Raw genomic sequence first — 25,102 nt, forward strand, 5'->3', positions numbered from 1 at the left:
AAATGATGCACTGCAATGTTTGTCTCACTGAAATCGAGAAGCCTGTCTATGTGGCTAACTCGAATCAGTCCCTGACTTCGCTGTGTGAACTTCGCGATGGACAAGTGAATGTGTGGTCGTGCCCGGTGTGCTCGCATCTGCGTAGCGAGGCCTTCGCCGACACCGTTGCTTATTATGAGTCCGATTACAAGATTCTTCTGAGTGACGAAGAAGAAGATCAGATTTACGAAGTAAAAGAAGGTGAGATTGTCTATCGGACGGATCATCAGATAACAACTTTGCTGCATAAATTGAATTTGCCCGCTGGCGCTACGGTTTTGGACTATGGCTGCGCCAAGGCCTCTACCCTCAAGAAGTTGGGCGCGGTACGTACTGATTTGAATATCCATTTATTCGATGTCAGTTCCATGTACAAAGAGTATTGGAATAAATTCGTCAGTGCCGATAAGTACGCGATTCACACCACACCTGAATCCTGGGCATCCAGCTTTGACGTCCTGACCTCCTTCTTCGCCCTCGAGCATATCCCTGAGCCGATCGATACCGTGAAAAAGGTTCATGCCTTGCTCAAGGACGATGGTGTGTTTTATGGCATTGTTCCCGATACCTTCGGCAACGTTGCGGACTTTGTAGTGATTGACCATGTCAACCACTTCACTGCTCCTTCACTAGCTTACCTGCTTGATACTGCCGGGTTCACCGATATTCAGATCGACGATGCCGTACACCGCGGCGCTCTTGTATTTACCGCTCGTAAAGGCGTTCAGAGCTCAGCAGGGTTCAACGTAGCCGAAACCATCGCACGATCAGAAGAACTGGCTCGTTATTGGGAGGCTGTTAACCAGCGTATCTCCCATACTTCGCTAGCTTATGCAGGTGTCACCAAGGCCATTTACGGCTCTGGCTTCTATGGCGCCTATATCGCCAGCGCAATGAATGACTTTGATGGTGTTGCCTGCTTTTTGGACGCTAGTCCTTTCCAGCAAGGAAAAGAGCTGCTTGGCAAGCCGATACTTTCTCCTCAGTCGCTTCCGCAAGACGTGAAGGTACTTTACGTGGGCTTGAACCCCAGCATTGCTCGCACCGTCATGGATGACATGCACTGGCTGCAAGACCGAGACATCTCCTTGGTGTTCCTTGATGAGCAGCTTGTATGATCACTGGGGAAAACGTTCTGCTACGTAGCTGGAAAGAGGGCGATCTCGCGCTACTCCGGAACATGCGTAATGACGTTTCGTTGCAAGCTCAGTTGCTGGCACGCCCGCGGGGCAGCGATGAAAACCAGGTGCGTGAATGGCTGAAAAGTTTTTCGGCGGCCTCCGATAGTTTCATTTTCATTCTGGCGGATCCTGCCGATGACACGGCCTTGGGGTTTTTACAGTTTAAAAACACCGATTTTGTCAGTCGAAATACAGAGCTGGGTATCTGCTTGGCTTCCAGTGCCCAAGGGCGTGGTATCGGCGTAGAGGTGCTTGCCCTGGCCTGCGCGTATATGCGTGATACTTGGGGGCTAGGCAAAGTTTGGCTGAAAGTCAGAGATGACAATACTGCAGCAATAAAGTGTTATGAAAAAGCTGGCTTCAAGCACTGTGGAAAGCTCTCGAGTCACGTATTCATTTCAGGGGCTTGGCATGATGTAGCGCTTATGGAACTCTTTTTGAGTTAAGTGAATTATGAATATCGTCATTTCACAATCGATGCTTTTTCCATGGGTAGGCCTCCTGGAACAAGTACGCCTGGCCAACGTTTTTGTTCATTACGATGACGTACAGTTTTCCAAAGGCAGCTTTGTCAATCGCGTACAAATCAAGACACCTCAGGGTATGCGTTGGATGACGGTCCCTTTAGTGGACCTGCATCTGGGTCAAAAGATAAATGAAGTTCAGGTACCTCCCACTTCGACATGGCGAGAAACACACATGGCGTTGCTGGAAAACAGCTTTGCGAGCACTCCATTTCGTCAGGATGCCCTTGAACTCGTTGCGAATGTCTATGCTGGCGATTATGAAAATGTCGGAGCGCTGGCTCGTGCGTCGTTGATGGCGCTGGTCGAGTATTTTGGCTTGGATATCAACTGTCGTTTTATCGATGTGCAGTCGCTGGATGTTCCGGGAAGTAGCAGTGATCGTGTCCTTTCAGTCGTGAAGCGCCTGGAAGGGGACAAATACATCACCGGTCATGGCGCCGGACGTTACCTCGATCACGAGTTATTCGAGCGTTCGGACGTTGCCGTCGAATATATGGCCTATAACTGCACGCCTTACCCCCAAGCCCATGGCGATTTTACGCCCTATGTTTCCGCCCTGGATCTGGTGGCGAACTGTGGCAAGCTCGGGCTTGAGTTTATAAATTCTGGAACTACAGATTGGAGAAGCTTTAAAAATGAATCCGCATGAGCAGTTTCGTCAGGAAGTCGCAGAAAACATTGAAGCGCTGGGGGCTGACACCGATCTGCAAGCGTTGTCTCGTGTTTGGGTTCGCGAGATCAGCCGGCACAAATGGGCCTATAACTTTTCCTGGTTCGGTCGTCCAGCGATTCAATTCCCTAACGACACTTGGGCAATGCAGGAACTGATCTGGGACATCAAACCGGATCTGATCATCGAGACCGGCATCGCCCACGGCGGGTCATTGATTTTTAGTGCTTCGATGCTGGCGATGCTCGACTATTGCGAGGCTGTTGAACAAGGCAAGAGCCTCGATCCGCGTGCAAGTAAGCGCCGTGTACTTGGTATCGATATCGATATCCGTCAGCATAACCATGATGCGATTAAAGCTCATCCGATGTCGCATATGATTGAAATGGTTCAGGGCTCGAGTATCGATAATAATACGATTTCAAAAGTCCGGGAGTTTGCCAAAGACTACAAGCGCATCTTGGTCTGCCTGGATTCAAACCATACCCATGATCATGTGTTGGCGGAGCTTGAGGCTTATGCCGATCTTGTCAGCGTTGACAGTTATTGCGTGGTGTTTGATACCTTGATCGAAGACATGCCTGTCGATCTGATCCAGGAGCGTCCATGGGGTCCAGGGAACAGCCCGAAAAGCGCAGTTAAAGAATACTTGAAGCAACATGCTGAATTTGAAATCGACAAAAAAATTGATCATAAACTCCAGATCAGCGTGGCGCCTGATGGTTTCTTGAAGCGCGTAAGTTAAGGCTGGTATGGCAGGATGCTTCGAAGGAGCTTGATGCCAGTGTTATTGGGCAAGGCTGGGCCGCGGTTCTGGGGCTGGCCTTTGTACATCAAATATACGGGTATTGAGCAACGCCCCTCATCTTTCGGCTCATCTGCAGCGGAAATTTTATGTTCCGCTTCGTAAAAAAATATTTACGAATTTCCCGCTTTTCACCCATGGAGTCGATGGACCTTTAGCCCCGTAAGGAAATCCTGCCGAATTCGCGCCGTCATTGCTGATTGCGAGGCTCTTTCCCGGTTGTTTCGCAGGGCGGGTGAGGGTGTTATGCGCCCATGCCTGTCGTGCAGGCCCTAACAACAAGGAGGCGCAATGAACGCCGTGACTGACTTTCTCCGAGGCGACATCGACTTCGCCTTCAGTGACAACCCCTGCGGGTCTGTCCATTCCTTTGCCGCTATTGAACACCTTCTTGCAAGCCCCGGCCTGACGCTGCGCTATCCGCGCTGATCAAGCGATGTCTGGCAGCAGGCGGTTACGGGTGTACAATGCGCGGCGTTTTAACTGTGACTCAACTGCGTATCCGCGCATTTTGCGCCTGTCGGCTGTCATGACTCGTTTGCTTCCAGCATTCAGTTCGATTGCCCAAGGCCAATAAACTCAAGGCTATCCGCCTTGTTCACTCCGCCGCGTCACGAGCGTGTCGGGTTCGATTTCGTCACAGATAAAAACAAGCAGGTGACGCATGACCGTTGTAAATACGCTGAACTCCTGGTGCCTGCGCTGGGGTTTGATCGGTGCCGCTTAATGCCGTTTCCAAGCAGCAACGTCTACTGAACATCATCAAACCTTGCGTGAGACCCTTTTCATGAGTGGACAAAACTCGCATTCAGGCGAGCTGAAACGCGGCCTGAAAAATCGCCACATTCAATTGATCGCCCTCGGTGGCGCGATTGGTACCGGTTTGTTCCTCGGCTCGGCCGGGGTACTGAAATCCGCCGGCCCGTCGATGATCCTCGGCTACGCCATTTGCGGCTTCATTGCCTTCATGATCATGCGCCAACTGGGCGAAATGATCGTCGAAGAGCCAGTGGCCGGTTCCTTCAGCCACTTCGCGCACAAATACTGGGGTGGTTTCGCCGGTTTCCTGTCGGGCTGGAACTGCTGGATTTTGTACATTCTGGTGGGCATGTCCGAGCTGACCGCAGTCGGCAAGTACATCCACTACTGGGCGCCGGACATCCCGACCTGGGCCAGCGCCGCTGCGTTCTTCGTGCTGATCAACGCGATCAACCTGGCCAACGTCAAAGTGTTTGGCGAAGCGGAGTTCTGGTTCGCGATCATCAAGGTCGTGGCGATTGTCGGGATGATTGGCCTGGGTAGCTACCTTCTGGTCAGCGGCAATGGCGGCCCGCAAGCGGCGGTCAGCAACCTGTGGACCCACGGCGGCTTTTTCCCGAACGGTGTCAGCGGTCTGGTGATGGCCATGGCGATCATCATGTTCTCCTTCGGCGGCCTGGAAATGCTCGGTTTCACCGCAGCTGAAGCCGACAAGCCGAAAACCGTGATCCCGAAAGCGATCAACCAGGTGATCTACCGGATCCTGATTTTCTACATCGGCGCCCTGGTGATCCTGCTGTCGTTGACCCCATGGGACAGCCTGCTGACCACGTTGAACGCCTCCGGCGACTCCTACAGCGGCAGCCCGTTCGTGCAAGTGTTCTCGATGCTCGGCAGCAACACCGCCGCGCATATCCTTAACTTCGTGGTCCTGACGGCGGCGTTGTCGGTGTACAACAGCGGCACCTACTGCAACAGCCGTATGCTGCTGGGCATGGCCGAACAGGGTGATGCGCCGAAAGCGCTGGCGAAGATCGACAAGCGCGGCGTGCCGGTGCGTTCGATCCTGGCCTCGGCTGCCGTGACACTGATCGCGGTACTGCTGAACTACCTGATCCCGCAACACGCGCTGGAACTGTTGATGTCGCTGGTCGTGGCCACCCTGGTGATCAACTGGGCGATGATCAGCTTCTCGCACTTCAAGTTCCGCCAGCACATGAACAAGACCAAGCAGACGCCGCTGTTCAAGGCCCTGTGGTACCCCTACGGGAACTACGTTTGCCTGGCGTTCGTGGTGTTTATCCTTGGCGTGATGCTGTTGATTCCGGGGATCCAGATCTCGGTGTACGCGATTCCGGTGTGGGTCGTGTTCATGTGGGTTTGCTATGGCATCAAGAACAAGCGCAGTGCACAACGCGCCTTGCAGCCAGCAGTGGAATAACTTCACGCAGAATCAACAAACCCGGCCAAGTGCCGGGTTTGTTGTTTTACACACCACCCCCTGTAGGAGCTGCCGAAGGCTGCGATCTTTTGATCTTGATCTTAAAAAGCAAGATCAAAAGATCGCAGCCTTCGGCAGCTCCTACAGTTGTGAGTCCGTATTTAGGTCCATCATTCGCGGTATCCTGCACGCTCTGAATACGGACGCTTTTCCATGCTGGTGATTTCCAACAACGTGCATCTGCCGGATGCCGAGATCGAGTTGACTGCCATTCGCGCCCAGGGCGCCGGTGGGCAGAACGTCAACAAGGTTTCCAGCGCTGTGCACCTGCGCTTCGACATTCCGGCCTCGTCCTTGCCCGACTTCTACAAGGAACGGCTGCTGGCGCTGCGCGACAGCCGCATCACCAGCGAAGGCGTGCTGATCATCAAGGCCCAGCAGTATCGGACCCAGGAACAGAATCGTGCCGATGCGCTGGAACGTCTGACCGAGCTGATCCTCAGCGCCACCAAGGTCGAAAAGAAACGCCGCCCGACCAAACCGACGCTCGGCTCAAAGACCCGTCGACTCGAATCCAAAAGCAAACGCGGCAACATCAAGGCCGGGCGCGGCAAGGTGGATTTCTAACGGGTTTGCCTGGCTTCGCGGTGTTTCGGAGCCTGGCGGTAAAGGTAGATGCAGAGGATCAAGCTGCTGACGGCAGCCAGCGCGGCGAACAGGAAAATCGACGCAAAGCCAAAGCCTGATGCAACCGCTCCCGCCAATGGCCCGGTGATCCCCAGCGACAAATCAATGAACAGCGAATAGGCGCCAACCGCCGCGCCACGGCTCGAAGCCGGAACCAGATTGACCGCTTCAACGCCAAGCGCCGGAAACACCAGCGAGAAGCCGAACCCACTGAGCGCCGCACCCGCCAGCGCCCAATGCGCGTCCGGCGCCAGCCACAGCAGCAACAATCCCAGGGTTTCCACCGACAGGCAGGCGATCGCTACGCGAAAGCCGCCGAGGCGGTTGATCAGGTTGCCGAACAACAGCCGCGCACCAATGAAACTGGCGCCGAACAGGCTCAGGCACAGCACGGCGTTGTCCCAGTGCTGGGTGGCGTAATACAGGGTGATGAAGGTGGCGATGGTGCCGAAACCGATGGAACCCAACGCCAGTCCGCAGCCGTGGGGCAGCACCCGCCCAAGCACGTGCATGAACGGCAAGCGCTCACCCACCACAATCGGCGCGGCGGTATTCGGCCAGGCCAGCAGCAAACCTAAAGCGGCCAGCAGCACAATGCTGACGCCCATGCTCCACAAGCCCATCTGACTGACCAGCAGCACGCCCAGCGGCGCACCGACCGCCAGCGCGCCGTAACTGGCGATGCCGTTCCACGAGATGACCTTGGCAGTGTTCGCTGCACCAACCCGGCCGATGCCCCAGCCAATCGAGCCGGAGCCCACCAGGCTTTCCGCGCTGCCAAGCACCAGACGGCCGATCAACAAGCTGATCAGGCTCAGCATCGGCAGGCTTTGGGTCCAGGCCGAAATCAGCATGAACACACCGCTCAAGCCGCAACCGGCCAGGCCATACATCACCGCCAGTTTGCTGCCCTTGTTGTCGATGATTTTCCCGGCGTACGGGCGGCTGAGCAGGGTGGCGAGGTATTGCACGCTGATCACCAGCCCGGCGATCACCGCACCAAATCCGAGTTCGCTGTGGACGTAGCCCGGCAGCACCGCCAGGGGAATGCCGATATTCAGGTAGCCGATGAAGGTAAACAGAACGATGGAAACAACTTGCAGCGTGACCGCCAGGGGGCGCTGGTTTTCAGACATGGGTAAAGGTCCACGGGAAAGCAGGATAGATAGGCTGCTTATGATAACGGCGTGAACGCGGGTGGGTTGTGAAAAAGTAAAACTATTTGCCGGACGGAATCAGTCAGGGCTTGGCAGGGGCGACCAGTTGCGTGGTGACCAGAGCGGCCAACGCATTTTCTTCACTGCCAAAGCGCGCCAGTAAAGCGGCTTGTTTCTCGGGGGAGAGGCGGTTCCAGATCTCGATCATTTTCTCGGCGGTGCCGATCAGGACGCTGGCTTGTGTTTCAGTGAAGTCATCGGTCATGGGGTGGGCTCCCGGTTCAGGCGGTGTGGAAAGCGCATGTTAGCGCTTTCCACACGGTCTGTACGGCAGGTGTTTCAGTCTTCGCTGTCAGCCTGGCGGCTGTCAGGTGCTTCTTTGGGCTCGGGCTGTTGGGCGCCGGCTTGTTGCGTGGTCGTCTGCTCAGGTTCGTGCAGGCTTGGGAAGGGGAGATTAGGAATCTCGTGCATAGTCGCGCTCCTCGCTAAGTCTGTTGATAGATCTGGTAGATCCGCGCTTTAAAAAAGCCTGGGCAGGATACAGCAGGAGAAATGACAAATAGACTTTTATATCCATTTGTTTCGACGGATGGGGTTGTATAGACAGGTTTGTTGCAGAAAAGCAAAGATCGCTGCCTGCGGCAGCTCCTACATGGGATCGGTGTTAATCCTGTAGGAGCTGCCGCAGGCTGCGATCTTTTAAGCGGAGTGTCATTCGACGTTGATGTCGACTGATGAACCGCTATCGCGAGCAAGCTTGCTCCTACAGGGGAGTGGTGCTGCTGGTTATTTGCAGACTTCGGCAATCGCCTCGGCCAACAAATCCAGGCGCGTCGCGTCAATCCCCGCCACGTTTGCCCGGCCGGAGCTGACCATGTACACGCTGTGGTGGTCCCGCAGGTTTTTCACTTGCTCCGGCGTCAGCCCGGTGTAGGAAAACATTCCGCGTTGTACTCCAATATGCGCAAAACGCTCGCGCAAACCGTGAGGCTCCAGCGCTTCCACCAAACCGCTGCGCAGTTGGGCGATGCGCAGACGCATGGTTTCCACTTCGTCGGCCCAAAGGCTTTTCAGCTCCGGGTCGCCGAGGATGGTTGCCACCACGGCGGCGCCGTGATCCGGTGGTGTCGACCACAGGTTACGGGCGATGTTGGCCAGTTGGCTGCGGATGTCGGTCAGCTTGTCGGCGCTTTTCGCGCAGACAATCAGCGCGCCGGTGCGGTCGCGGTAGAGGCCGAAGTTTTTCGAGCAGGAACTGGTGATCAATACTTCCGGCAACTCGGCGGCGAACAACCGGGTCGACCAGGCGTCCTGTTCCAGGCCATCGCCGAAGCCCTGGTAGGCGAAGTCGATCAGTGGCAAGAGTTCACGCTGACGCACCACGTCCAGTACCCGGCGCCAATCGTCGTGGGACAGATCGAAACCGGTCGGGTTGTGGCAGCAGGCGTGCAACAACACCACGTCGCCCTTGGGGGCTTCATTGAGCACCGCGAGCATCGCTTCGACGTCGAGGCGGTTGTCACTGCCCACGTACGGGTAGTGGCTGACCTTGACCTTGGCTGCCGCGAAAATGGTTTCGTGGATTGGCCAGGTCGGGTTGCTCAACCACACGCCACGGCCCGGCAGGCACTGGGCGATGAAGTCCGCGCTGAGGCGCAACGCGCCAGTGCCGCCCGGAGTCTGGGTGGCGCCTGCGCGTTGTTCGCTGATCAGCTTCGAGTCGGCGCCGAGCACCAGCTCACTGATGACCTTACCGAAAGCCGCGTCGCCATGACCGCCGATGTAGGTCTTGGTGGTCTGACGATCCACCAGTCGCGCCTCGGCGAGTTTCACCGCCTGGGGAATCGAAGTCAGCCCTTGGGCGTCTTTATAGACACCCACGCCGAGGTCGAATTTGCGCGGGTTCGGGTCCTGCGCATAGGCCTCCATCAGGCCGAGGATCGGGTCGCCGGGCACCCGGCCGATGGCGTCGAAATGCATTACTTGCGGCCCTCGGCGTCCTTGGCCACTTCGTCAGTGCGCGCGGCCATGATGAAGTCGTTGCGGTGCAGGCCCTTGATCGAGTGGCTCCACCAGGTCACGGTGACTTTGCCCCACTCGGTCAGCAGGCCTGGGTGGTGACCTTCGGCCTCGGAGATTTCACCGACGGCGTTGGTGAACGCCAGGGCGTGCTTGAAGTTTTTGAACAGGAAGACTTTTTCCAGCTGCATGATGCTGTCGCGAACTTCGATGTTCCAGTCCGGGATCTGCTTGATCAGTACCGGCAGCTCTTCGTCGCTGACTTGTGGAGCATCGGCGCGGCAGGCTTCGCAGTGGGCTTGGTTCAATGTGGACATGATGAATTCCTGAAATCGAATAAATGGAAATCGGCCGTCAGTGGCACCACGCTAAAGCAAAGCGATGGTTCCTGACAGACTCACTTGATCTTAAAAGTCGCGGATCACGCTGCTTTTGGTTTTGGCGGAAACTTGGGTGTGTGCAGACCCATCTGCATCGCTTGCTTGACCATGCCCATGATGTCTTCGTGGGCCAGGTCGAACAGGCGCTTGAGGTTCGGCAGCGCGAAATACAGGGGTTGCAGGATGTCGATGCGGTACGGCGTGCGCATGCATTCCAGCGGATCGAATGCTTGATGTTCAGGCTCATCCGACAGGCAATAAACGGTTTCTTTCGGTGAAGACAGAATGCCGCCGCCGTAGATGCGCTGGCCTTGCGGGGTATCGACCAGGCCGAACTCGATGGTCATCCAGTACAGGCGCGCCAGATACACGCGTTCTTCCTTGGAAGCCTGTAGGCCAAGTTTGCCGTAGGTGTGGGTAAATTCGGCGAACCAAGGGTTGGTCAGCAGCGGACAGTGGCCGAAGATCTCGTGGAAAATATCCGGCTCTTGCAGGTAATCCAGCTCTTCGCGGGTACGAATAAAGGTGGCTACTGGAAACTGCTTGCTGGCGAGCAATTCAAAAAAGGTCTGGAAGGGGATCAGCGCCGGCACGCGGGCGACCTGCCAACCGGTGGTTTCACCGAGGACCTTGTTGATCTCGCCCAGTTGCGGAATGCGGTCGTGGGGCAGACCGAGTTTTTCGATACCGTCCAGGTACTCCTGGCACGCACGCCCTTCGATCACTTTCAGTTGGCGAGTGATCAGCGTGTTCCACACCGCGTGTTCTTCGGCGGGGTAGTCGATAAAACCTTGCGCATCGGGCTCGCGAGCCACGTATTGCGTCTGCTTCATGCTGCTCTCCTGCTAAGGGATTTCGTTCTTGTTATGTGCTGCTATGGACCTAGAAATAACCCAAGGATTGCAGTGTTGCAGCAAGCGGTACGCGCAACGCGTAGGAAAAATCCACGATATTCGTAAAGTTTTCGTTACGAATCGGCAGCCGTCGCGTGGTTGCTGAGATTTGCGGGTTTGAAAAGCGCTATGGCTGTCACATAATCTTGACGACTATCTGAGCGCTTAATCAGAAAAGTCGAGCGCTAACCCTGTGGGAGCCAGCCTGCTGGCGATAGCGGTGTGTCATTCGACATCAACATCGACTGATGCGACGTCATCGCCAGCAGGCCGGCTCCCACAGGTCAATCATCGTTTATCAGGTGTTTCATATGCGTATCAAAGTCCACTGCCAGAACCGCATCGGCATCCTGCGCGACATTCTCAACCTGCTGGTGGAATACGGCATCAACGTCGCGCGTGGCGAGGTGGGCGGCGAGCATGGCAATGCGATTTACCTCCACTGTCCGAACCTGATCAACATTCAGTTCCAAGCGTTGCGTCCGAAATTCGAGGCAATTACCGGAGTCTTTGGCGTCAAGCGCGTAGGACTCATGCCCAGCGAGCGTCGGCATATGGAGCTCAACGCCTTGCTCGGCGCACTGGAGTTTCCGGTGCTGTCGATCGACATGGGGGGCTCCATCGTCGCGGCCAACCGTGCGGCGGCGCAGTTGCTGGGTGTTCGGGTCGATGAAGTGCCGGGGATTCCGCTGTCGCGGTACGCCGAGGATTTCGACTTGCCGGAATTGGTCCGTGCCAACAAATCGCGGATCAACGGGCTGCGGGTCAAGGTCAAGGGCGACGTGTTTCTGGCCGATATCGCCCCTCTGCAATCGGAGCATGACGACAGCGAAGCCATGGCCGGCGCGGTGCTGACGCTGCATCGCGCCGACCGCGTGGGCGAGCGCATCTATAACGTACGCAAGCAGGAATTGCGCGGATTCGACAGCATCTTCCAGAGTTCGAAAGTGATGGCGGCGGTGGTCCGTGAAGCACGGCGCATGGCCCCGCTCGACGCGCCACTATTGATAGAAGGCGAAACCGGCACCGGTAAAGAGCTGTTGGCGCGAGCCTGCCACTTGGCCAGTCCGCGTGGGCAGTCACCGTTGATGGCGCTCAATTGCGCCGGCTTGCCGGAGTCCATGGCCGAGACTGAACTGTTCGGCTACGGCCCGGGCGCCTTCGAAGGGGCGCGGGCTGAAGGCAAGCTCGGGCTGCTGGAGCTGACGGCGGGCGGTACGCTGTTTCTCGATGGCGTCGGGGAAATGAGCCCGCGCTTGCAGGTGAAATTGCTGCGCTTCTTGCAGGACGGCTGCTTCCGTCGTGTAGGCAGTGATGAAGAGGTTTATCTGGATGTTCGGGTGATCTGCGCGACCCAGGTCGATCTGTCCGAGTTGTGCGCCCGTGGCGAGTTTCGCCAGGATCTGTATCACCGCTTGAACGTGTTGTCGCTGCACATCCCGCCGCTGCGCGAATGCCTCGACGGGTTGACGCCGCTGGTGGGGCACTTCCTCGATCAGGCCAGTCGGCAGATCGGTTGCCCGCTGCCGAAACTTGCACCGGCGGCCATGGACCGGCTCAGTCATTACCATTGGCCGGGCAACGTGCGGCAGCTTGAGAACGTGCTGTTCCAGGCGGTTTCACTGTGTGAGGGCGGGACGGTCAAGGCCGAGCACATTCGATTGCCGGACTACGGCGTGCGTCAGCCGCTTGGCGATTTTTCCCTGGAGGGTAGATTGGACGAAATCGTCGGGCGCTTCGAGAAAGCGGTGCTGGAGCGCTTGTATTCCGAACATCCTAGCAGTCGGCAACTGGGTAAGCGGTTGGGGGTTTCGCATACGACCATTGCCAATAAGCTGCGCGATTATGAGGTGGGCAAGGACAGCACTTGACCCTGTGGTGAGGGAGCTTGCTCCCGCTCGGGCGCGAAGCGGCCGCAAAGAGAGCCTGCGCGATCTGCCAGTTGAAATTCGGTCAGCCATTTTGGGGCTGCTTTGCAGCCCAGCGGGAGCAAGCTCCCTCGCCACAGGTGTTTGTGTTGCTGCAACAGGTCAAGCCTTGCCACTTAACGGCATAACACCGCCGGTTTTTCGTCTCTGATACAAATCCTCTACACCCCCTCAATCTCCCAAGTCCTTTGTTTACCGGGCCCAGCGCGGCCAAAAACAAGTTGGTCTGCAAATTGCTTATGCCTCGTCAGTACAGCAGTGGGCGGCAAACGTCCGGCAGGCAGAGGAAAGATTGTGGACAAGTACCTTTATGTGGCAATGACCGGCGCCAGCCAGAATGCACTGGCGCAAAAGGCTCATGCCAACAACCTCGCGAACATCTCCACCAACGGCTTTCAGAAAGACCTGGAGCAGGCTCGTTCGATGCCGGTGTTCGGTGACAGCTTTCCGGCGCGTGCGTTTGCCATGTCTGAACGCCCGGCCACCGACTTTTCCCCTGGCAGCCTGGTAGAAACCGGTCGCGACCTTGATGTCGCCGTGCAAGGCAACGGCTGGCTGGCAGTGCAGAACCCGGATGGCGGTGAAAGCTACGTGCGCACCGGCAGCCTGGTGGTTGACGCCCTGGGTGTGCTGCGCGCCGGCAACGGCATGCCGGTGATTGGCAACGGCGGACCGATTGCCGTGCCGCCCGAGCAACAGATTGAAGTGGGTGAGGACGGCACCATCAGCATTCGTGCGATGGGCGAAGGGCCTCGCGTCATGGCGGAAGTCGATCGCATCAAGCTGGTCAACCCTGACATCAAGAACATGACCAAAGGCCTGGACGGTTCGATTCACACCAAGGATGGCCAGCCGGCGCAAGCCGATGCCAACGTCAAGCTGGTGTCCGGGTTCCTTGAGTCGAGCAACGTCAACGCCGTGGACGAGATGACCTCGGTGCTGGCCCTGGCCAAGCAGTTTGAGCTGCACATCAAGATGATGAACACCGCCAAAGACGATGACCAGGCCATGGCTCGGGTCTTGCAGATCAGCTAATTATCAGAACGTCGCGCCGTAAAACAGGCGCACGAGGAGAATCGAATGCTTCCGGCTCTATGGGTTGCCAAAACCGGTCTGTCCGCCCAGGACACCAACCTGACCACCATTTCCAACAACCTGGCCAACGTCTCGACCACGGGTTTCAAACGTGACCGCGCCGAGTTCCAGGACTTGCTCTACCAGATCAAACGCCAGCCAGGCGCCCAGTCGACCCAGGACAGCGAACTGCCGTCGGGTCTGCAATTGGGTACCGGTGTGCGCATTGTCGGCACCCAGAAAAACTTCAGCGCCGGCAGCCTGCAAACCACCGAGCAGCCACTGGACATGGCCATCGACGGTCGCGGTTTCTTCCAGATCCTGCAACCGGACGGCACCACGTCCTACACCCGTGACGGTACATTCCACCTGGACTCCAACGGCCAGATCGTCAACGCCAGCGGCTTCGCCCTGGAACCGGCGATTGTGATTCCGAACGACGCGCAGACCTTCACGGTCGGTCGCGACGGCACTGTGTCCATCACCGTTGCCGGCAACCCGGCGTCCCAGGTGATCGGCAACCTGCAAACCGCCGACTTCATCAACCCGGCCGGCCTGCAAGCCGTGGGCAACAACCTGTTCCTGGAAACCGCCGCCAGCGGTGCGCCGCAAGTCGGCACGCCTGGCCTGGCCGGTTTCGGTACCACGCTGCAGAACACCCTGGAAACTTCCAACGTCAGCACCGTTGAAGAGATGGTCAACATGATCACCACTCAGCGCGCCTACGAGATGAACTCCAAGGTGATCTCCACCGCCGACCAGATGCTCTCGTTCGTAACGCAGAATCTGTAATCAAGTCTATGAGGTGGCCATGAGGTCGCCTGCAACACCGTGAGGTAGGGTCATGAATCGCTTCGTTTCTGTTCTGGCACTGAGTGGGATCACCGCGCTCGCAGGCTGCGTGCCTGTGACGCCCAAGCCCAATGATCCTTACTACGCCCCGGTGTTGCCGCGCACGCCGCTGCCGGCTGCCGCGAATAACGGCTCGATCTACCAGGCCGGTTTCGAACAGAACCTCTACAGCGACCGCAAGGCGTTCCGGGTCGGTGACATCATTACCATCACCCTGAACGAGAAGACCCAGGCCAGCAAAAACGCCAACTCGCAGATCGACAAGACCAGCAAGACCGGCATTGGGCTGACTTCGCTGTTTGGCAGCAGCGCCACCACCAACAACCCGTTTGGCAGCAATGACCTGAGCTTGAGTGCGAGTTATGAAGGCGACCGCGCGACCAAGGGTGACAGCAAGGCCGGGCAGGGCAACAGCCTGACCGGTTCGATCACGGTGACGGTTGCCGACGTCTTGCCCAACGGCATCATCGCCGTGCGCGGCGAGAAGTGGCTGACGCTCAATACCGGCGACGAACTGGTACGGATTGCTGGCCTGGTTCGCGCGGATGACATCGCCACCGACAACACCGTGTCGTCGACCCGTGTCGCCGATGCGCGCATCACCTATTCGGGCACCGGTTCGTTTGCCGATGCGAGTCAGCCAGGCTGGTTCGACCGTTTCTTCCTCAGCCCGCTGTTCCCTTTCTAGGTGGCTTTCCAGTTGAGCATGTTGAACTTCAAACACCTTATGGTGGCCGCCCTGATGCTGTGCGCAGCCTTCAACGCTCAAGCCGAGCGGCTGAAGGACATCGCCAGTATTTCCGGCGTGCGTTCCAACCAATTGATCGGTTACGGCCTGGTGGTCGGGCTTAACGGTACCGGCGACCAGACGACGCAAACCCCGTTCACCCTGCAGACCTTCAACAACATGCTCTCGCAGTTCGGCATCAAGGTGCCGCCGGGCTCGGGCAACGTGCAGTTGAAGAACGTCGCGGCGGTGTCGATCAGTGCCGATTTGCCGCCATTCGCCAAACCGGGTCAGCAAGTCGACATCACCGTATCGTCGATCGGTAACTCCAAGAGCCTGCGCGGCGGTACGTTGCTGCTGACGCCGCTCAAGGGTATTGACGGCAACGTCTACGCGGTCGCCCAGGGCAACCTGGTGGTTGGCGGTTTCGATGCCGAAGGTCGTGACGGTTCGAAGATTACCGTCAACGTTCCGTCGGCCGGTCGCATTCCGGGCGGTGCGTCGGTCGAGCGAGCGGTGCCGAGCGGTTTCAACCAGGGCAACAGCCTGACCTTGAACCTCAACCGTTCCGACTTCACCACGGCCAAGCGCATCGTCGACAAGATCAACAACATGCTCGGCCCTGGCGTGGCCCAGGCCATCGATGGCGGTTCGATTCGCGTCAGCGCGCCGCTGGATCCGAGCCAGCGTGTCGACTACCTGTCGATCCTGGAAAACCTCGAAATCGATCCAGGTCAAGCGGTGGCGAAAGTCATCATCAACTCCCGAACCGGCACCATCGTGATCGGTCAGAACGTCAAGGTTTCACCGGCCGCCGTGACCCACGGCAGCCTGACCGTCACCATCACCGAAGACCCGATCGTCAGTCAGCCAGGCCCGTTGTCCAACGGTCAGACAGCGGTCGTGCCACGCTCGCGGGTCAACGCCGAGCAGGAAGCCAAGCCAATGTTCAAGTTCGGCCCGGGCACCACCCTCGACGAAATCGTCCGTGCGGTGAACCAGGTCGGCGCGGCACCGGGTGACTTGATGGCCATCCTCGAAGCACTGAAACAGGCCGGCGCCTTGCAAGCCGACCTGATCGTGATCTGAGGATAGCGAGCATGGATATGCGCAAGAGCGGTCTGGTCAGCAGTAGCGATTCGGGATCGTATTCGGACCTCAATCGCCTGAACCAACTCAAGGTCGGCGACAAGAACAGCGATGGCAACCTGCGCAAGGTCGCGCAGGAATTCGAATCGCTGTTTCTCGGTGAAATGCTCAAGTCCATGCGCTCGGCCACCGACGCGTTGGGACAGGACAACCCGCTGAACACGCCCGCGGCCAAGCAATACCAGGAAATGTACGACCAGCAGTTGGCCGTTTCCATGTCCCGCGAGGGCGGTGGTATTGGTCTGGCGGACGTGCTGATGCGGCAAATGTCGAAGAACAAACCGCTGGCTCCGGGTGAAGCGGCCGCCGCGTCGGCCGCCAAGCAGGAGGCCGCGAAAGCAGCGGTCCAAACACCGGTGGCTGCCGGAACTATTGCCACCAACGGACCGCTGTCGCGGGTCAACGGCGAGCGTCCGTTGTGGGCTTCGCGGTCGGTCAAGGCGCCGACGGGCGAGAGCGCGCATCGCAATGACATGGCACTGATCAATCAGCGACGCCTGGCATTGCCACCGAAACTGGCTGATCGGTTGCTGGCGGGACTGGTGCCTTCGGCGACGACTGCGGCCACGACGATGGTCAACAAGACACCGTTGCCTGAGCGTACGACGACCACCGGCGCGGGGCCGCTGTACAACGGCGACTGGCTGGCGAGCGCGCAGCAGGCATCCACTGGAAGCATGCAGGTTTACGGTCGCGCCATGGCGCAAATTCCGTTGGCGCCGGCGAAAAAAGCCTTCAGTTCCGCCGACGAATTTGTCAACACCATGTTGCCGATGGCCAAGGAAGCCGCCGACCGCATTGGCGTTGATCCGCGTTACCTGGTGGCCCAGGCTGCGCTGGAAACCGGATGGGGCAAGTCGGTCATGCGCGCCCAGGATGGCAGCAGCAGTCATAACCTGTTCGGCATCAAGGCTGGCAGCAGTTGGCAGGGTGATTCGGCGCGGGCGATTACCAGCGAATTCAGGAATGGCGCGATGGTCAGGGAGACGGCCGAGTTCCGCTCCTACGGCTCCTACAAGGACAGTTTCCATGACCTTGTGACTTTGCTGCAGACCAATAATCGCTATCAAGATGTCGTGAAGTCGGCCGATAACCCGGAACAGTTTGTACGCGAGTTGCAAAAGGCCGGTTACGCAACCGACCCGGACTACGCAAGCAAGATTTCGCAGATAGCCAGGCAGATGACGAGTTACCAGAACTACGCTGCGGCGGGCGCTTCCACCACGCCTTTATAGGCACAAGGATTAAGGTCTGAACCATGAGTTTGCTAAACATCGGGATGTCGGGACTGGCTGCTGGCCATTCTTCGTTGGTGACTACCGGCAACAACATTGCCAACGTCGACACCGCTGGGTACTCGCGCCAGCAAACCGTGCAGAGCACCAAGGGCTCGATTCAGTACGGCAACGTGTTCATCGGCACCGGCACGACGCTGGCCGATGTGCGTCGGGTGTACAACTCCTATCTCGATTCGCAGCTGCGCACGGCGACTTCGCTCAACAGTGAAGCGTCCAGCTATGGCGCTCAGGTCACGCCGCTGGATGCCACGCTGTCAGACACCAACACGGGTTTGACCGCCGTACTGCAGAAGTTCTTCACGTCCATGCAGGGCGTAGCGACATCGGCTACGGATGACACGTCTCGTCAATCGGTAATCACCGGTGCCCAGGGGCTGGCCAGTCGCTTCAATGCCATCGCCAAGCAGTTGAACGACCAGAACACGACCCTCAACGGCAACCTGTCGGACATGGCGGCGCAGGTCAACAAGCTCGCCAATTCGATTGCCGGCCTCAACCAGAAAATTGCCGAGCTCTCCACCGGCACCAACCAGCCCAACGATCTGCTCGACAGCCGTAACGAAGCGGTGCGTCAATTGTCCGAACTGGTCGGCGCGCAAGTCGTGGAGCGTGGCAACAGCTACGACATCTACGTCGGTACCGGCCAGCCGCTGGTTATCGGCAACACCACCAATACCCTGGAAGCTGTGCCGAGCAAGGACGATCCGTCGCGCATGGCGCTGCAGATGAACCGTGGCTCCAGCACCATCGACATCACGTCGGTAATCAGTGGTGGCGAAATCGGTGGTCTGCTGTCTTACCGCAAGGAAGTCCTCGACCCGTCGCTCAATGAGCTGGGACGTGTGGCGTTGGTGGTAGCTGATCAGATCAACCGTCAACAAGCCCAAGGCATCGACAAGAACGGCGACTTCGGCGCGGCGATTTTCAATAACATCAACAGTGCCGCCCTGATCAGTCAGCGCAGCATTGCCCAGGCGGGCAACAGCACCGGTTCCGGCAACCTGGATGTCACCATCAAAGACACCGGCAAACTGACCACCAGCGACTACCAGGTGACGTTCACCAGCGCGACCAACTACAGCGTCAAGCGTTCTGACGGCACCGACATGGGCAGCTTCAGCACCACGACCACGCCGCCTCCGGTGATCGACGGGTTCAGCCTGAATCTCAACGGCGGTGCATTGAGTGCTGGTGACTCGTTCAAGGTGACCCCGACCCGTGGCGCAGCGAGCAACATTCAGGCTGTCCTCACCGACCCGAAAAAAATCGCTGCCGCCGCACCGTTGACTGGCGTGACGACTGCCAATAACACCGGCACTTACACCCAGCCGACGCTGACCAGCACCATCGACATCTACAACCCGGCGGCCCAGGCAGAAATGCAGACCGCGCTCAAGTATTCGACACCGGTCAAACTGGTGTTTGGTGCCGCGAGCGGCGGTAGCCAGAGCTACAACATGGTCGATGCCAAAGGCAACTCGATCGGTACCGGCACCATTGTTCCAGGCCAGAGCAACACCCTGAGCCTGAAAGTGGGGATGGTCGACTCCACTGGCGCTCCGGTCATGGACAACAGCGTTGCTCCGCCGGTGCAGAAGACCTTCACCGTCGAGACCACAGTCGGTGCCACCCCGGCGTCCGGTGAAAGTTTCACGATCAACCTGACCGGCGCAGCATCCTCGGACAACCGCAACGCTCAAGCGCTGGTGGGGTTGCAGACCAAGCAGACCGTGGACACCGGCAGCGCGAGCAAAGGCATTAGCCTGACTGACGCCTATAACAAACTGGTGACCAACGTCGGCACCAAGGCAGCCCAGGGCAAATCCGACAGCGAGGCCACCACGGCGATCCTGACCAATGCCAAAGGCGCCCGTGATTCGGTGTCCGGGGTCGACCTGGATGAAGAAACCGGCAACCTGGTCAAATACCAGCAGTACTACACCGCCTCTTCGCAGATCATCAAGGCTGCGCAGGAAATTTTCAGCACGCTGATCAACAGCCTTTAAGGAGTCGTAATTCATGCGCATTTCTACCGCCCAGTATTACGAGATAACCGCTGCCAACTACCAGCGCAACTTCAACAAGGCGATCGCGACCAGTAATGAAGCCAGCAGCCTGGTGCGCATCAACACCGCCGCCGATGATCCGATCGGTGCCGGGCGTTTGCTCAATCTTGGCCAGCAGAGTGCGGCGCTGGATCAGTACAACACCAACATCGACAACACCAAGAGTGCGTTGAGCCTGCAGGAAACCACGCTGACTTCCATTGGCACGGCTCTGCAACGCGCCAAGGAACTCGCCCTTGCCGCCAATAACGGTATTGCCACGGACGCGGACCGCAAGGCCTATGCGGCGGAATTGGGCCAGATCCAGCAACAAGTACTGGGCCTGATGAACACCAGGGACTCGAACGGCAACTACCTGTTTTCCGGTTCGAAAACCGACACGGCGCCTTACTCGCAGAATTCGGACGGCACCTATACCTACAACGGTGACCAGACCAACATCAATCTGGGCATTGGCGATGGCATGTCGGTGGCTACCAACACCACCGGTTGGGACGCGTTCCAGCAGACCATCAACACCAGCCGCACCCAGACCACCATGACCGCTCCTGCGGTGGACGATGGCCGCGTGGTGCTGTCCAACGGCACGGTCGGCACCAGCGCCACCTACAACGCGAAGTTCTCCGGCGGCCAGCCATACACCGTGAATTTCCTCGGCAGTACCCAGTTGCAGATCACCGACGCACTGGGTAACGACGTGACTGCCGAAGCCAGTCAGAACGGCGTAATCAGCAACGCCAACGGCGCCAACCAGACGGTCAGTTTCCGTGGCGTTGACCTGAAGCTGAACATCAACCTTAAAACGGGTGATACCAACCCGGATGCGGTCATCGCCGGTCACAGCTTCACGTTGACGGGCACCTCGGACACCTTCAACACTTCGCGCAGTGCCGGCAACCCGTCGACAGCGGTCATCACCGGCTCCAGCGTGACGAACCAGGCGAACTACACCAACGCCTTCCCGGCGGGCGGGGCGATTCTCAAGTTCACCAGCGCCACCAATTTCGACCTGTACGCAGCACCGATTACCGCCGATAGCAAGCCGGTTTCGTCGGGCACCGTGGCAGCTGGCACCGCCACCGCCGCGGGTGTGACCTTTGCCTTGGGCGGTGGTACCCCGGCTTCCGGTGACCAGTTCGTGATTCAGGCCAACAATCATCAGACCCAGAACGTGTTGGACACCCTGGGCCAGATGATGACCGCGCTGAATACGCCGATCGATGGCGACCCGGTGGCCAAGCAGAAGTTTCTGGGTGCCATGGAGGCGGGCCTCGGTAACATCGACAGCGCTGCCAACCAGATCAGCTCGGCCATTACCTCGATCGGTGCTCGCGGTCAGGCGCTGGATAACCAGTCCGCGACCAACGAGAGTCTGAGCCTGGCCAATACTCAGAGTCAGTCGTCGATTCGGGATTCGGACCCGGCGGAAGTCATGACTCGCCTGACGTTGCAGCAGACCATGTTGCAAGCTGCGCAACTGGCGTTCAGCAAGATTTCTCAGCTGGGTCTGTTTAACAAGATCTGACGGTGGTCGGGCGCGCAGGCGCCCGATTGCCTTGCCCCTTCAGTATTTATCGACTTTTTTGCGGTTTCAGAGGGCTCGCTTTTCAGGGCGGGCTCGCGCCGCCTGTGAGCCCGCCGTGAATTCACTCCCTCTTGTCAGCCTGGTCATTCCCGCCTTCAATCCACGCTTTTTCGGTCGTGCTTTGCACACGGCTGTGAGTCAGGGCTACGGCAATCTGGAGATCATCGTTTGCGACGACAGTCGCGGTCATGAGATCGAAGACATCGTTGCTTCGGTGATCGAGGAGGGCGCGCGCGTGCGCTACGTGCGCAACGCACAAACCCTGGGGTTGGTGGGCAACCTGCAGGCGTGCCTGGAGCAGGCGCAAGGCGAGTTCATCAAGTTTCTTTGTGACGATGACCAGTTGTTCTCCGCCTGCGTCGAGCGTCAGGCACAGGCGCTCATCGAGTGTGCGGACGTCAACCTGGTGGTGGCGCAGCGGCTGTTCTGGGATGCCGATGATATGCCGCTGCCTTCACGCCTCGAAAACACCCCGCTTTCCCCGGTCGGCGGAGTGTTCAAGGGCGACGATCTGTTGGCGATTTTTGAAAACTTCCCGGTCAATATCCTCGGTGGCTTCAGCAACGCCCTGTTCCGTCGGGCGGACTTGCTCGAACTGTTCCCGGCATTGACACAGCCCGGTCATTGCTTTGTTGCAACGCTCGATTTTGCCTTGTACGTCTGCCTGATGCGGCGTGGCAATCTGGCGGTGTCCAACCATGTGCTCGGCGTCGAGCGCTTGTACCCGGAGCGTTTGAGCAGTCAGCAGGCGATGAGGGACGCGGCCCAAACCGAGCGTGAATGGCTGTCGCAGATGCTCAAGGCGCGCAGCGGTGAATCCGCGCCGGCTCCGGGCTGGGTTCGCTATATACCTTTGACCCGGGTCGACGAGACGCCGCGGGTTTGGGAAGAGTTGCCGTTGAGCCGAACGCTGGGCACAAAGCAGACCACCCAGGATTGGCATGTCGGTATCGCCAGCGTCAGTTTCTCCGAACTGTATGCCCAATGGCTGGCGTGCCGCCAGTTGACGGAGGGCCAGCGGGACTTGCTGCCAGACACACTGGCCGCCTGGCCAAGCGTGCCGAAAATCGTTCCGGTCATCATTGATGAAGACGGCAGTCGCTCGGCGCTGGAGCTCACTCTGCAGTCGCTCGCGGCGCAGGATTATCCGCCGGAGCTAACGCTGGTTCTGTCGGCTTCCTGCACGCAAGCCGAGCTGGATGAACGGGTTTTCCGCGTGCCGCTGCAAGACGACTGGCAGCAGCAGCTCAACGAATTATTGCCACAACTGCAAGGTGCAGACTGGTTCTATCCGTTGCGGGCAGGTGATCGTTTGGTGGTGCCGGCCTTGCTGGTGATGGCTGAGCGAATTGCCCTCACGCCGACGCTGGCGTGCTTGTACAGCGACGAAGGTGGACTGAATCAGGGCGAATCGGCAGAACCTGCGTTCAAGCCCGATTTCAACCTGGACCTGATGCGCAGCTACCCCTATGTCGGACGAGCCCTGGCATTCGAGCGTGAACGTTTCCTGGCTGTGGGCGGTTTCGATTCGCAGTTCGGCGAACTGGCGCCTCACGACGTTCTGTGGCGGATGGTCGAGAATGAAGGCACTGGCGCGATCGGCCATATCGCCGAAATCCTGCTGGAGTCGGCACTGGATCTGGCCAAATGGTTGTCCCAGCCGCAAGTGCTGGATACCAATCCACTTGTGCTCGAAGCGCACCTGCAGCGTCTGGGCATCGCCCACGAGATTCGCCCTGGCAGTTCGGCGATACTCAATCGTGTCGATTACCTGCATGGCGATCGCCCGCTGGTGTCGATCATCATCGCCGGTAAAGACCAGACCAGTGCCATGCAGCGCTGCGTCGAGAGTCTTCTGGAAAAGACGGCCTACGGCGAGTACGAGTTGCTGCTGGTGGACAATGGCTGTGAAGGTGCCGAGGCGCGCGCCTGGTTCGATGGCATGGCGCAGTTGGGCAGTGAGCGGATTCGTGTATTGAGTTGCGAGCAGCAGGGAACTGTGGCGCAGGTGCGCAACTTTGCCGTGAGTCAGGCCGCTGGCGATTACGTCCTGATGCTCAACCCATACGCCGTGATCACCCAGGGCGAGTGGCTTGCCGAGTTGCTCAATCACGCACAGCGTCCGGAAGTCGGTGTGGTCGGGGCCAAGCTGTTCAATCCCGATGGTCGAGTGCTGCATGCCGGCCTGATCCTTGGCTTGCAAGGTCCGGCCGGGGTGCCGTTCTATGGTGAGTCGGTGCAGGCAGCGGGTTACATGTTCCGGTTGCAGGTGGCTCACGATTTCAGTGCTGTGGGTGGCGATTGCCTGATGGTGCGCAAAGCGGTTTTTGATGCTGTCGGCGGTCTGGATGAGCAGGGTCTGGCGCAGTCTCTCAACGAGGTCGACCTGTGCTTGCGCATTGGCCAGGAAGGTTACCTGGTGGTATGGACGCCTTACGCCCAATTGGCCCTGGGGGCGCAACCGGTAGCGGCTGCGCAGGAGGGTGATCAGGCTCGCAGCGAGCAGGAACAGGAAACTTTTTATAAGCGCTGGCTGCCGATCGTGGCCCGTGATCCGGCCTACAACGCCAACCTCGCGCTGCAAGGGTTAGGCGGGGCAAGTTTTAGTCTTGAGCCGGGTCTGCGCTCCGGTTGGAGCCCGTTTTCCAGGGCTCAGTTGCCGAAGATTCTCGCGTTGCCGGTGAATGCCTCCGCCATTGGTCATTACCGGGTGACTCAGCCGTTGATCGAGTTGGAAGCTGCGGGCAGGGCGCAAGGACATATTCACTACAACCTGCCGACCATCATTGAAGTCGAGCGTCATTCGCCTGACGTGATTATCTTGCAGGGGCGCTATTCCGAAGGACCGATCAACGAAATTCCGAGCCTGCAAAAATACGCCAGTGCGCGACGCATCTACGAGCTGGATGACTACGTGATCAACGTCCCTCATCGCAACGCCCATATTCGCAACATGCCGGGCAAGGACGAGATGGAGAAACTGGTCCGCCGCGCCATCGGCATGTGCGACCGCGTGGTGGTTTCTACCGAGCCACTGGGCAATGCATTGTCGGACATGCATCACGACATTCGCGTGGTGCCGAACATGCTGGCGTCCCACCTGTGGACGGACCTGCGCAGCCACCGCCGCACTTCGAAGAAACCGCGGGTCGGTTGGGGTGGCGGCACCAGTCACCACGGCGATCTGGCGGTCATCACCGATGTGGTCCGTGAGTTGGCCAATGAAGTTGATTGGGTATTCTTCGGCATGTGTCCGGATGATCTGCGTCCGTACATGCATGAATTCCACGGGGTGATCGGGCTGGACGTCTACCCGGCCAAACTGGCGAGCCTGAACCTGGACCTGGCCCTGGCGCCACTGGAGTTCCACATCTTCAACGACTGCAAGAGCAACCTGCGCTTGTTGGAGTACGGCGCTTGCGGCTACCCGGTGATCTGCACCGATACGGCTGCCTACCGAGGTTACTTGCCTTGTACTCGCGTGATGACCAACACCACCGATGAGTGGCTGCAGGCTATTCGCATGCACCTGGCCGACCCGGACGCCAGTTACCGTATGGGCGATGAGTTGCGCGAGGTGGTGTTGCGCGACTACATCCTGCGCGGGGATAACCTGCGGTACTGGGAGCATGGCTGGTTGGCGGACTGACAATAAACCGTCTTCAACAGCCAGGCGCCAGCTACGACAGACTTTCCCGTCTCGGGCAATTCGAGATGGCGCGCTTCCTGCACGTCCCCTCTATATCGCCATAAATCGTGCATTTTCGGCGCAGCCAGAAGGCTGTGCGCTTGGCTTGAAGCGTTGCACTTCAGGTTCGAGCCAATTCTCTGGCACATCAATGGATGCCGAGTGGGGCAAGGGTCA

Annotated in this window: 22 protein-coding genes; 16 read left to right on the forward strand and 6 right to left on the reverse strand. The window is 58.4% G+C overall.

Annotated elements, in window-relative coordinates:
• The first annotated feature begins 2 nt into the window (after positions 1 to 2).
• From NL64_RS00650 to arfB, 7 genes are all read left to right on the forward strand, one after another.
• Entirely contained in the window at positions 3 to 1,157 is a 1,155-nt protein-coding gene (locus NL64_RS00650) for a class I SAM-dependent methyltransferase (protein WP_052321187.1), read from the forward strand.
• Positions 1,154 to 1,666: a GNAT family N-acetyltransferase gene (locus NL64_RS00655; protein WP_034146238.1), complete on the forward strand. Its 513-nt coding sequence runs from the start codon at positions 1,154 to 1,156 to the stop codon at positions 1,664 to 1,666. Before NL64_RS00650 ends, NL64_RS00655 begins: the two co-directional genes overlap by 4 nt.
• Positions 1,667 to 1,673: 7 nt before the next feature.
• Complete coding sequence (locus NL64_RS00660) at positions 1,674 to 2,396, forward strand: WbqC family protein (RefSeq protein ID WP_034146239.1); 723 nt, start codon at positions 1,674 to 1,676, stop codon at positions 2,394 to 2,396.
• The gene (locus tag NL64_RS00665; RefSeq protein ID WP_034146240.1) at positions 2,383 to 3,162 is read left to right on the forward strand and encodes a cephalosporin hydroxylase family protein; all 780 of its coding nucleotides are present in this window, start codon (positions 2,383 to 2,385) and stop codon (positions 3,160 to 3,162) included. Before NL64_RS00660 ends, NL64_RS00665 begins: the two co-directional genes overlap by 14 nt.
• Positions 3,163 to 3,513: 351 nt before the next feature.
• Positions 3,514 to 3,651: a hypothetical protein gene (locus NL64_RS29985; RefSeq protein WP_155292701.1), complete on the forward strand. Its 138-nt coding sequence runs from the start codon at positions 3,514 to 3,516 to the stop codon at positions 3,649 to 3,651.
• A 358-nt stretch (positions 3,652 to 4,009) separates the two neighbouring features.
• Positions 4,010 to 5,422, forward strand: a complete 1,413-nt coding sequence (locus NL64_RS00670; protein WP_034146241.1) for an amino acid permease — start codon at positions 4,010 to 4,012, stop codon at positions 5,420 to 5,422.
• 213 nt (positions 5,423 to 5,635) lie between these two features.
• Entirely contained in the window at positions 5,636 to 6,049 is a 414-nt protein-coding gene (gene arfB, locus NL64_RS00675; protein ID WP_034146242.1) for an alternative ribosome rescue aminoacyl-tRNA hydrolase ArfB, read from the forward strand.
• On the opposite strand, the gene NL64_RS00680 is transcribed toward arfB, so the two are convergent.
• The 6 genes from NL64_RS00680 to phhA form a co-directional block, all read right to left on the reverse strand.
• Positions 6,046 to 7,245, reverse strand: a complete 1,200-nt coding sequence (locus NL64_RS00680) for an MFS transporter (RefSeq protein WP_034146243.1) — start codon at positions 7,243 to 7,245, stop codon at positions 6,046 to 6,048. The two genes, arfB and NL64_RS00680, sit on opposite strands and share 4 nt — an antisense overlap.
• Positions 7,246 to 7,348: 103 nt before the next feature.
• On the reverse strand, positions 7,349 to 7,531 hold the full coding sequence (locus NL64_RS00685; protein ID WP_034146244.1) for a hypothetical protein: 183 nt from the start codon (positions 7,529 to 7,531) through the stop codon (positions 7,349 to 7,351).
• A 74-nt stretch (positions 7,532 to 7,605) separates the two neighbouring features.
• Positions 7,606 to 7,737, reverse strand: coding sequence for a hypothetical protein (locus NL64_RS30865; RefSeq protein ID WP_263386151.1), 132 nt, complete (start codon positions 7,735 to 7,737; stop codon positions 7,606 to 7,608).
• 315 nt (positions 7,738 to 8,052) lie between these two features.
• Positions 8,053 to 9,246 carry an amino acid aminotransferase gene (locus NL64_RS00690; protein ID WP_034146245.1) on the reverse strand — a complete coding sequence of 398 codons (1,194 nt, stop codon included), beginning with the start codon at positions 9,244 to 9,246 and terminating at the stop codon, positions 8,053 to 8,055.
• Entirely contained in the window at positions 9,246 to 9,602 is a 357-nt protein-coding gene (locus NL64_RS00695; RefSeq protein ID WP_017337151.1) for a 4a-hydroxytetrahydrobiopterin dehydratase, read from the reverse strand. The genes NL64_RS00690 and NL64_RS00695 overlap by 1 nt, the downstream gene beginning before the upstream one ends.
• Positions 9,603 to 9,706: 104 nt before the next feature.
• A complete protein-coding gene (phhA, locus tag NL64_RS00700; protein ID WP_034146246.1) occupies positions 9,707 to 10,498 on the reverse strand; it encodes a phenylalanine 4-monooxygenase in 792 nt (263 codons plus the stop codon).
• A 371-nt stretch (positions 10,499 to 10,869) separates the two neighbouring features.
• Here phhA and NL64_RS00705 point away from each other — a divergent pair, with 371 nt between their 5' ends.
• From NL64_RS00705 to NL64_RS00745, 9 genes are all read left to right on the forward strand, one after another.
• Positions 10,870 to 12,429 (forward strand): sigma-54-dependent phenylalanine hydroxylase transcriptional regulator PhhR, encoded by a 1,560-nt coding sequence (locus NL64_RS00705; RefSeq protein WP_034146247.1) that lies wholly within the window; start codon positions 10,870 to 10,872, stop codon positions 12,427 to 12,429.
• Positions 12,430 to 12,780: 351 nt separating this feature from the next.
• Complete coding sequence (locus tag NL64_RS00710) at positions 12,781 to 13,521, forward strand: flagellar basal body rod protein FlgF (protein WP_034146248.1); 741 nt, start codon at positions 12,781 to 12,783, stop codon at positions 13,519 to 13,521.
• 45 nt (positions 13,522 to 13,566) lie between these two features.
• Positions 13,567 to 14,352, forward strand: a complete 786-nt coding sequence (gene flgG / locus NL64_RS00715; protein WP_034146249.1) for a flagellar basal-body rod protein FlgG — start codon at positions 13,567 to 13,569, stop codon at positions 14,350 to 14,352.
• Between the two features lie 52 nt (positions 14,353 to 14,404).
• The gene (gene flgH, locus NL64_RS00720) at positions 14,405 to 15,100 is read left to right on the forward strand and encodes a flagellar basal body L-ring protein FlgH (protein ID WP_034146250.1); all 696 of its coding nucleotides are present in this window, start codon (positions 14,405 to 14,407) and stop codon (positions 15,098 to 15,100) included.
• A gap of 18 nt (positions 15,101 to 15,118) precedes the next feature.
• A complete protein-coding gene (locus NL64_RS00725) occupies positions 15,119 to 16,228 on the forward strand; it encodes a flagellar basal body P-ring protein FlgI (protein ID WP_034146251.1) in 1,110 nt (369 codons plus the stop codon).
• An 11-nt stretch (positions 16,229 to 16,239) separates the two neighbouring features.
• Positions 16,240 to 17,523: a flagellar assembly peptidoglycan hydrolase FlgJ gene (flgJ, locus tag NL64_RS00730; protein WP_034146252.1), complete on the forward strand. Its 1,284-nt coding sequence runs from the start codon at positions 16,240 to 16,242 to the stop codon at positions 17,521 to 17,523.
• A 23-nt stretch (positions 17,524 to 17,546) separates the two neighbouring features.
• On the forward strand, positions 17,547 to 19,592 hold the full coding sequence (gene flgK / locus NL64_RS00735) for a flagellar hook-associated protein FlgK (RefSeq protein WP_034146253.1): 2,046 nt from the start codon (positions 17,547 to 17,549) through the stop codon (positions 19,590 to 19,592).
• 13 nt (positions 19,593 to 19,605) lie between these two features.
• The gene (locus NL64_RS00740) at positions 19,606 to 21,177 is read left to right on the forward strand and encodes a flagellar hook-associated protein 3 (RefSeq protein ID WP_034146254.1); all 1,572 of its coding nucleotides are present in this window, start codon (positions 19,606 to 19,608) and stop codon (positions 21,175 to 21,177) included.
• 115 nt (positions 21,178 to 21,292) lie between these two features.
• The gene (locus tag NL64_RS00745; RefSeq protein ID WP_034146255.1) at positions 21,293 to 24,886 is read left to right on the forward strand and encodes a glycosyltransferase; all 3,594 of its coding nucleotides are present in this window, start codon (positions 21,293 to 21,295) and stop codon (positions 24,884 to 24,886) included.
• Positions 24,887 to 25,102 lie beyond the last annotated feature (216 nt).

It is taken from the genome of Pseudomonas fluorescens (genome assembly GCF_000802965.1).
GTDB classification, from domain to species: domain Bacteria; phylum Pseudomonadota; class Gammaproteobacteria; order Pseudomonadales; family Pseudomonadaceae; genus Aquipseudomonas; species Aquipseudomonas fluorescens_A.

What these genes read in the sequence shown, in the direction of transcription:
- NL64_RS00705 (WP_034146247.1), top strand. Translation starts at nt 10,870, where the DNA reads ATGCGTATCAAAGTCCACTGCCAGAACCGCATCGGCATCCTGCGCGAC.
- NL64_RS00680 (WP_034146243.1), bottom strand. Translation starts at nt 7,245, where the DNA reads ATGTCTGAAAACCAGCGCCCCCTGGCGGTCACGCTGCAAGTTGTTTCC.
- NL64_RS00655 (WP_034146238.1), top strand. Translation starts at nt 1,154, where the DNA reads ATGATCACTGGGGAAAACGTTCTGCTACGTAGCTGGAAAGAGGGCGAT.
- NL64_RS00690 (WP_034146245.1), bottom strand. Translation starts at nt 9,246, where the DNA reads ATGCATTTCGACGCCATCGGCCGGGTGCCCGGCGACCCGATCCTCGGC.
- NL64_RS00660 (WP_034146239.1), top strand. Translation starts at nt 1,674, where the DNA reads ATGAATATCGTCATTTCACAATCGATGCTTTTTCCATGGGTAGGCCTC.
- phhA (WP_034146246.1), bottom strand. Translation starts at nt 10,498, where the DNA reads ATGAAGCAGACGCAATACGTGGCTCGCGAGCCCGATGCGCAAGGTTTT.
- NL64_RS00725 (WP_034146251.1), top strand. Translation starts at nt 15,119, where the DNA reads ATGTTGAACTTCAAACACCTTATGGTGGCCGCCCTGATGCTGTGCGCA.
- NL64_RS00685 (WP_034146244.1), bottom strand. Translation starts at nt 7,531, where the DNA reads ATGACCGATGACTTCACTGAAACACAAGCCAGCGTCCTGATCGGCACC.
- NL64_RS00665 (WP_034146240.1), top strand. Translation starts at nt 2,383, where the DNA reads ATGAATCCGCATGAGCAGTTTCGTCAGGAAGTCGCAGAAAACATTGAA.
- NL64_RS29985 (WP_155292701.1), top strand. Translation starts at nt 3,514, where the DNA reads ATGAACGCCGTGACTGACTTTCTCCGAGGCGACATCGACTTCGCCTTC.
- flgG (WP_034146249.1), top strand. Translation starts at nt 13,567, where the DNA reads ATGCTTCCGGCTCTATGGGTTGCCAAAACCGGTCTGTCCGCCCAGGAC.
- NL64_RS00695 (WP_017337151.1), bottom strand. Translation starts at nt 9,602, where the DNA reads ATGTCCACATTGAACCAAGCCCACTGCGAAGCCTGCCGCGCCGATGCT.
- NL64_RS00740 (WP_034146254.1), top strand. Translation starts at nt 19,606, where the DNA reads ATGCGCATTTCTACCGCCCAGTATTACGAGATAACCGCTGCCAACTAC.
- flgK (WP_034146253.1), top strand. Translation starts at nt 17,547, where the DNA reads ATGAGTTTGCTAAACATCGGGATGTCGGGACTGGCTGCTGGCCATTCT.
- NL64_RS00650 (WP_052321187.1), top strand. Translation starts at nt 3, where the DNA reads ATGATGCACTGCAATGTTTGTCTCACTGAAATCGAGAAGCCTGTCTAT.
- flgJ (WP_034146252.1), top strand. Translation starts at nt 16,240, where the DNA reads ATGGATATGCGCAAGAGCGGTCTGGTCAGCAGTAGCGATTCGGGATCG.
- flgH (WP_034146250.1), top strand. Translation starts at nt 14,405, where the DNA reads ATGAATCGCTTCGTTTCTGTTCTGGCACTGAGTGGGATCACCGCGCTC.
- arfB (WP_034146242.1), top strand. Translation starts at nt 5,636, where the DNA reads ATGCTGGTGATTTCCAACAACGTGCATCTGCCGGATGCCGAGATCGAG.
- NL64_RS30865 (WP_263386151.1), bottom strand. Translation starts at nt 7,737, where the DNA reads ATGCACGAGATTCCTAATCTCCCCTTCCCAAGCCTGCACGAACCTGAG.
- NL64_RS00670 (WP_034146241.1), top strand. Translation starts at nt 4,010, where the DNA reads ATGAGTGGACAAAACTCGCATTCAGGCGAGCTGAAACGCGGCCTGAAA.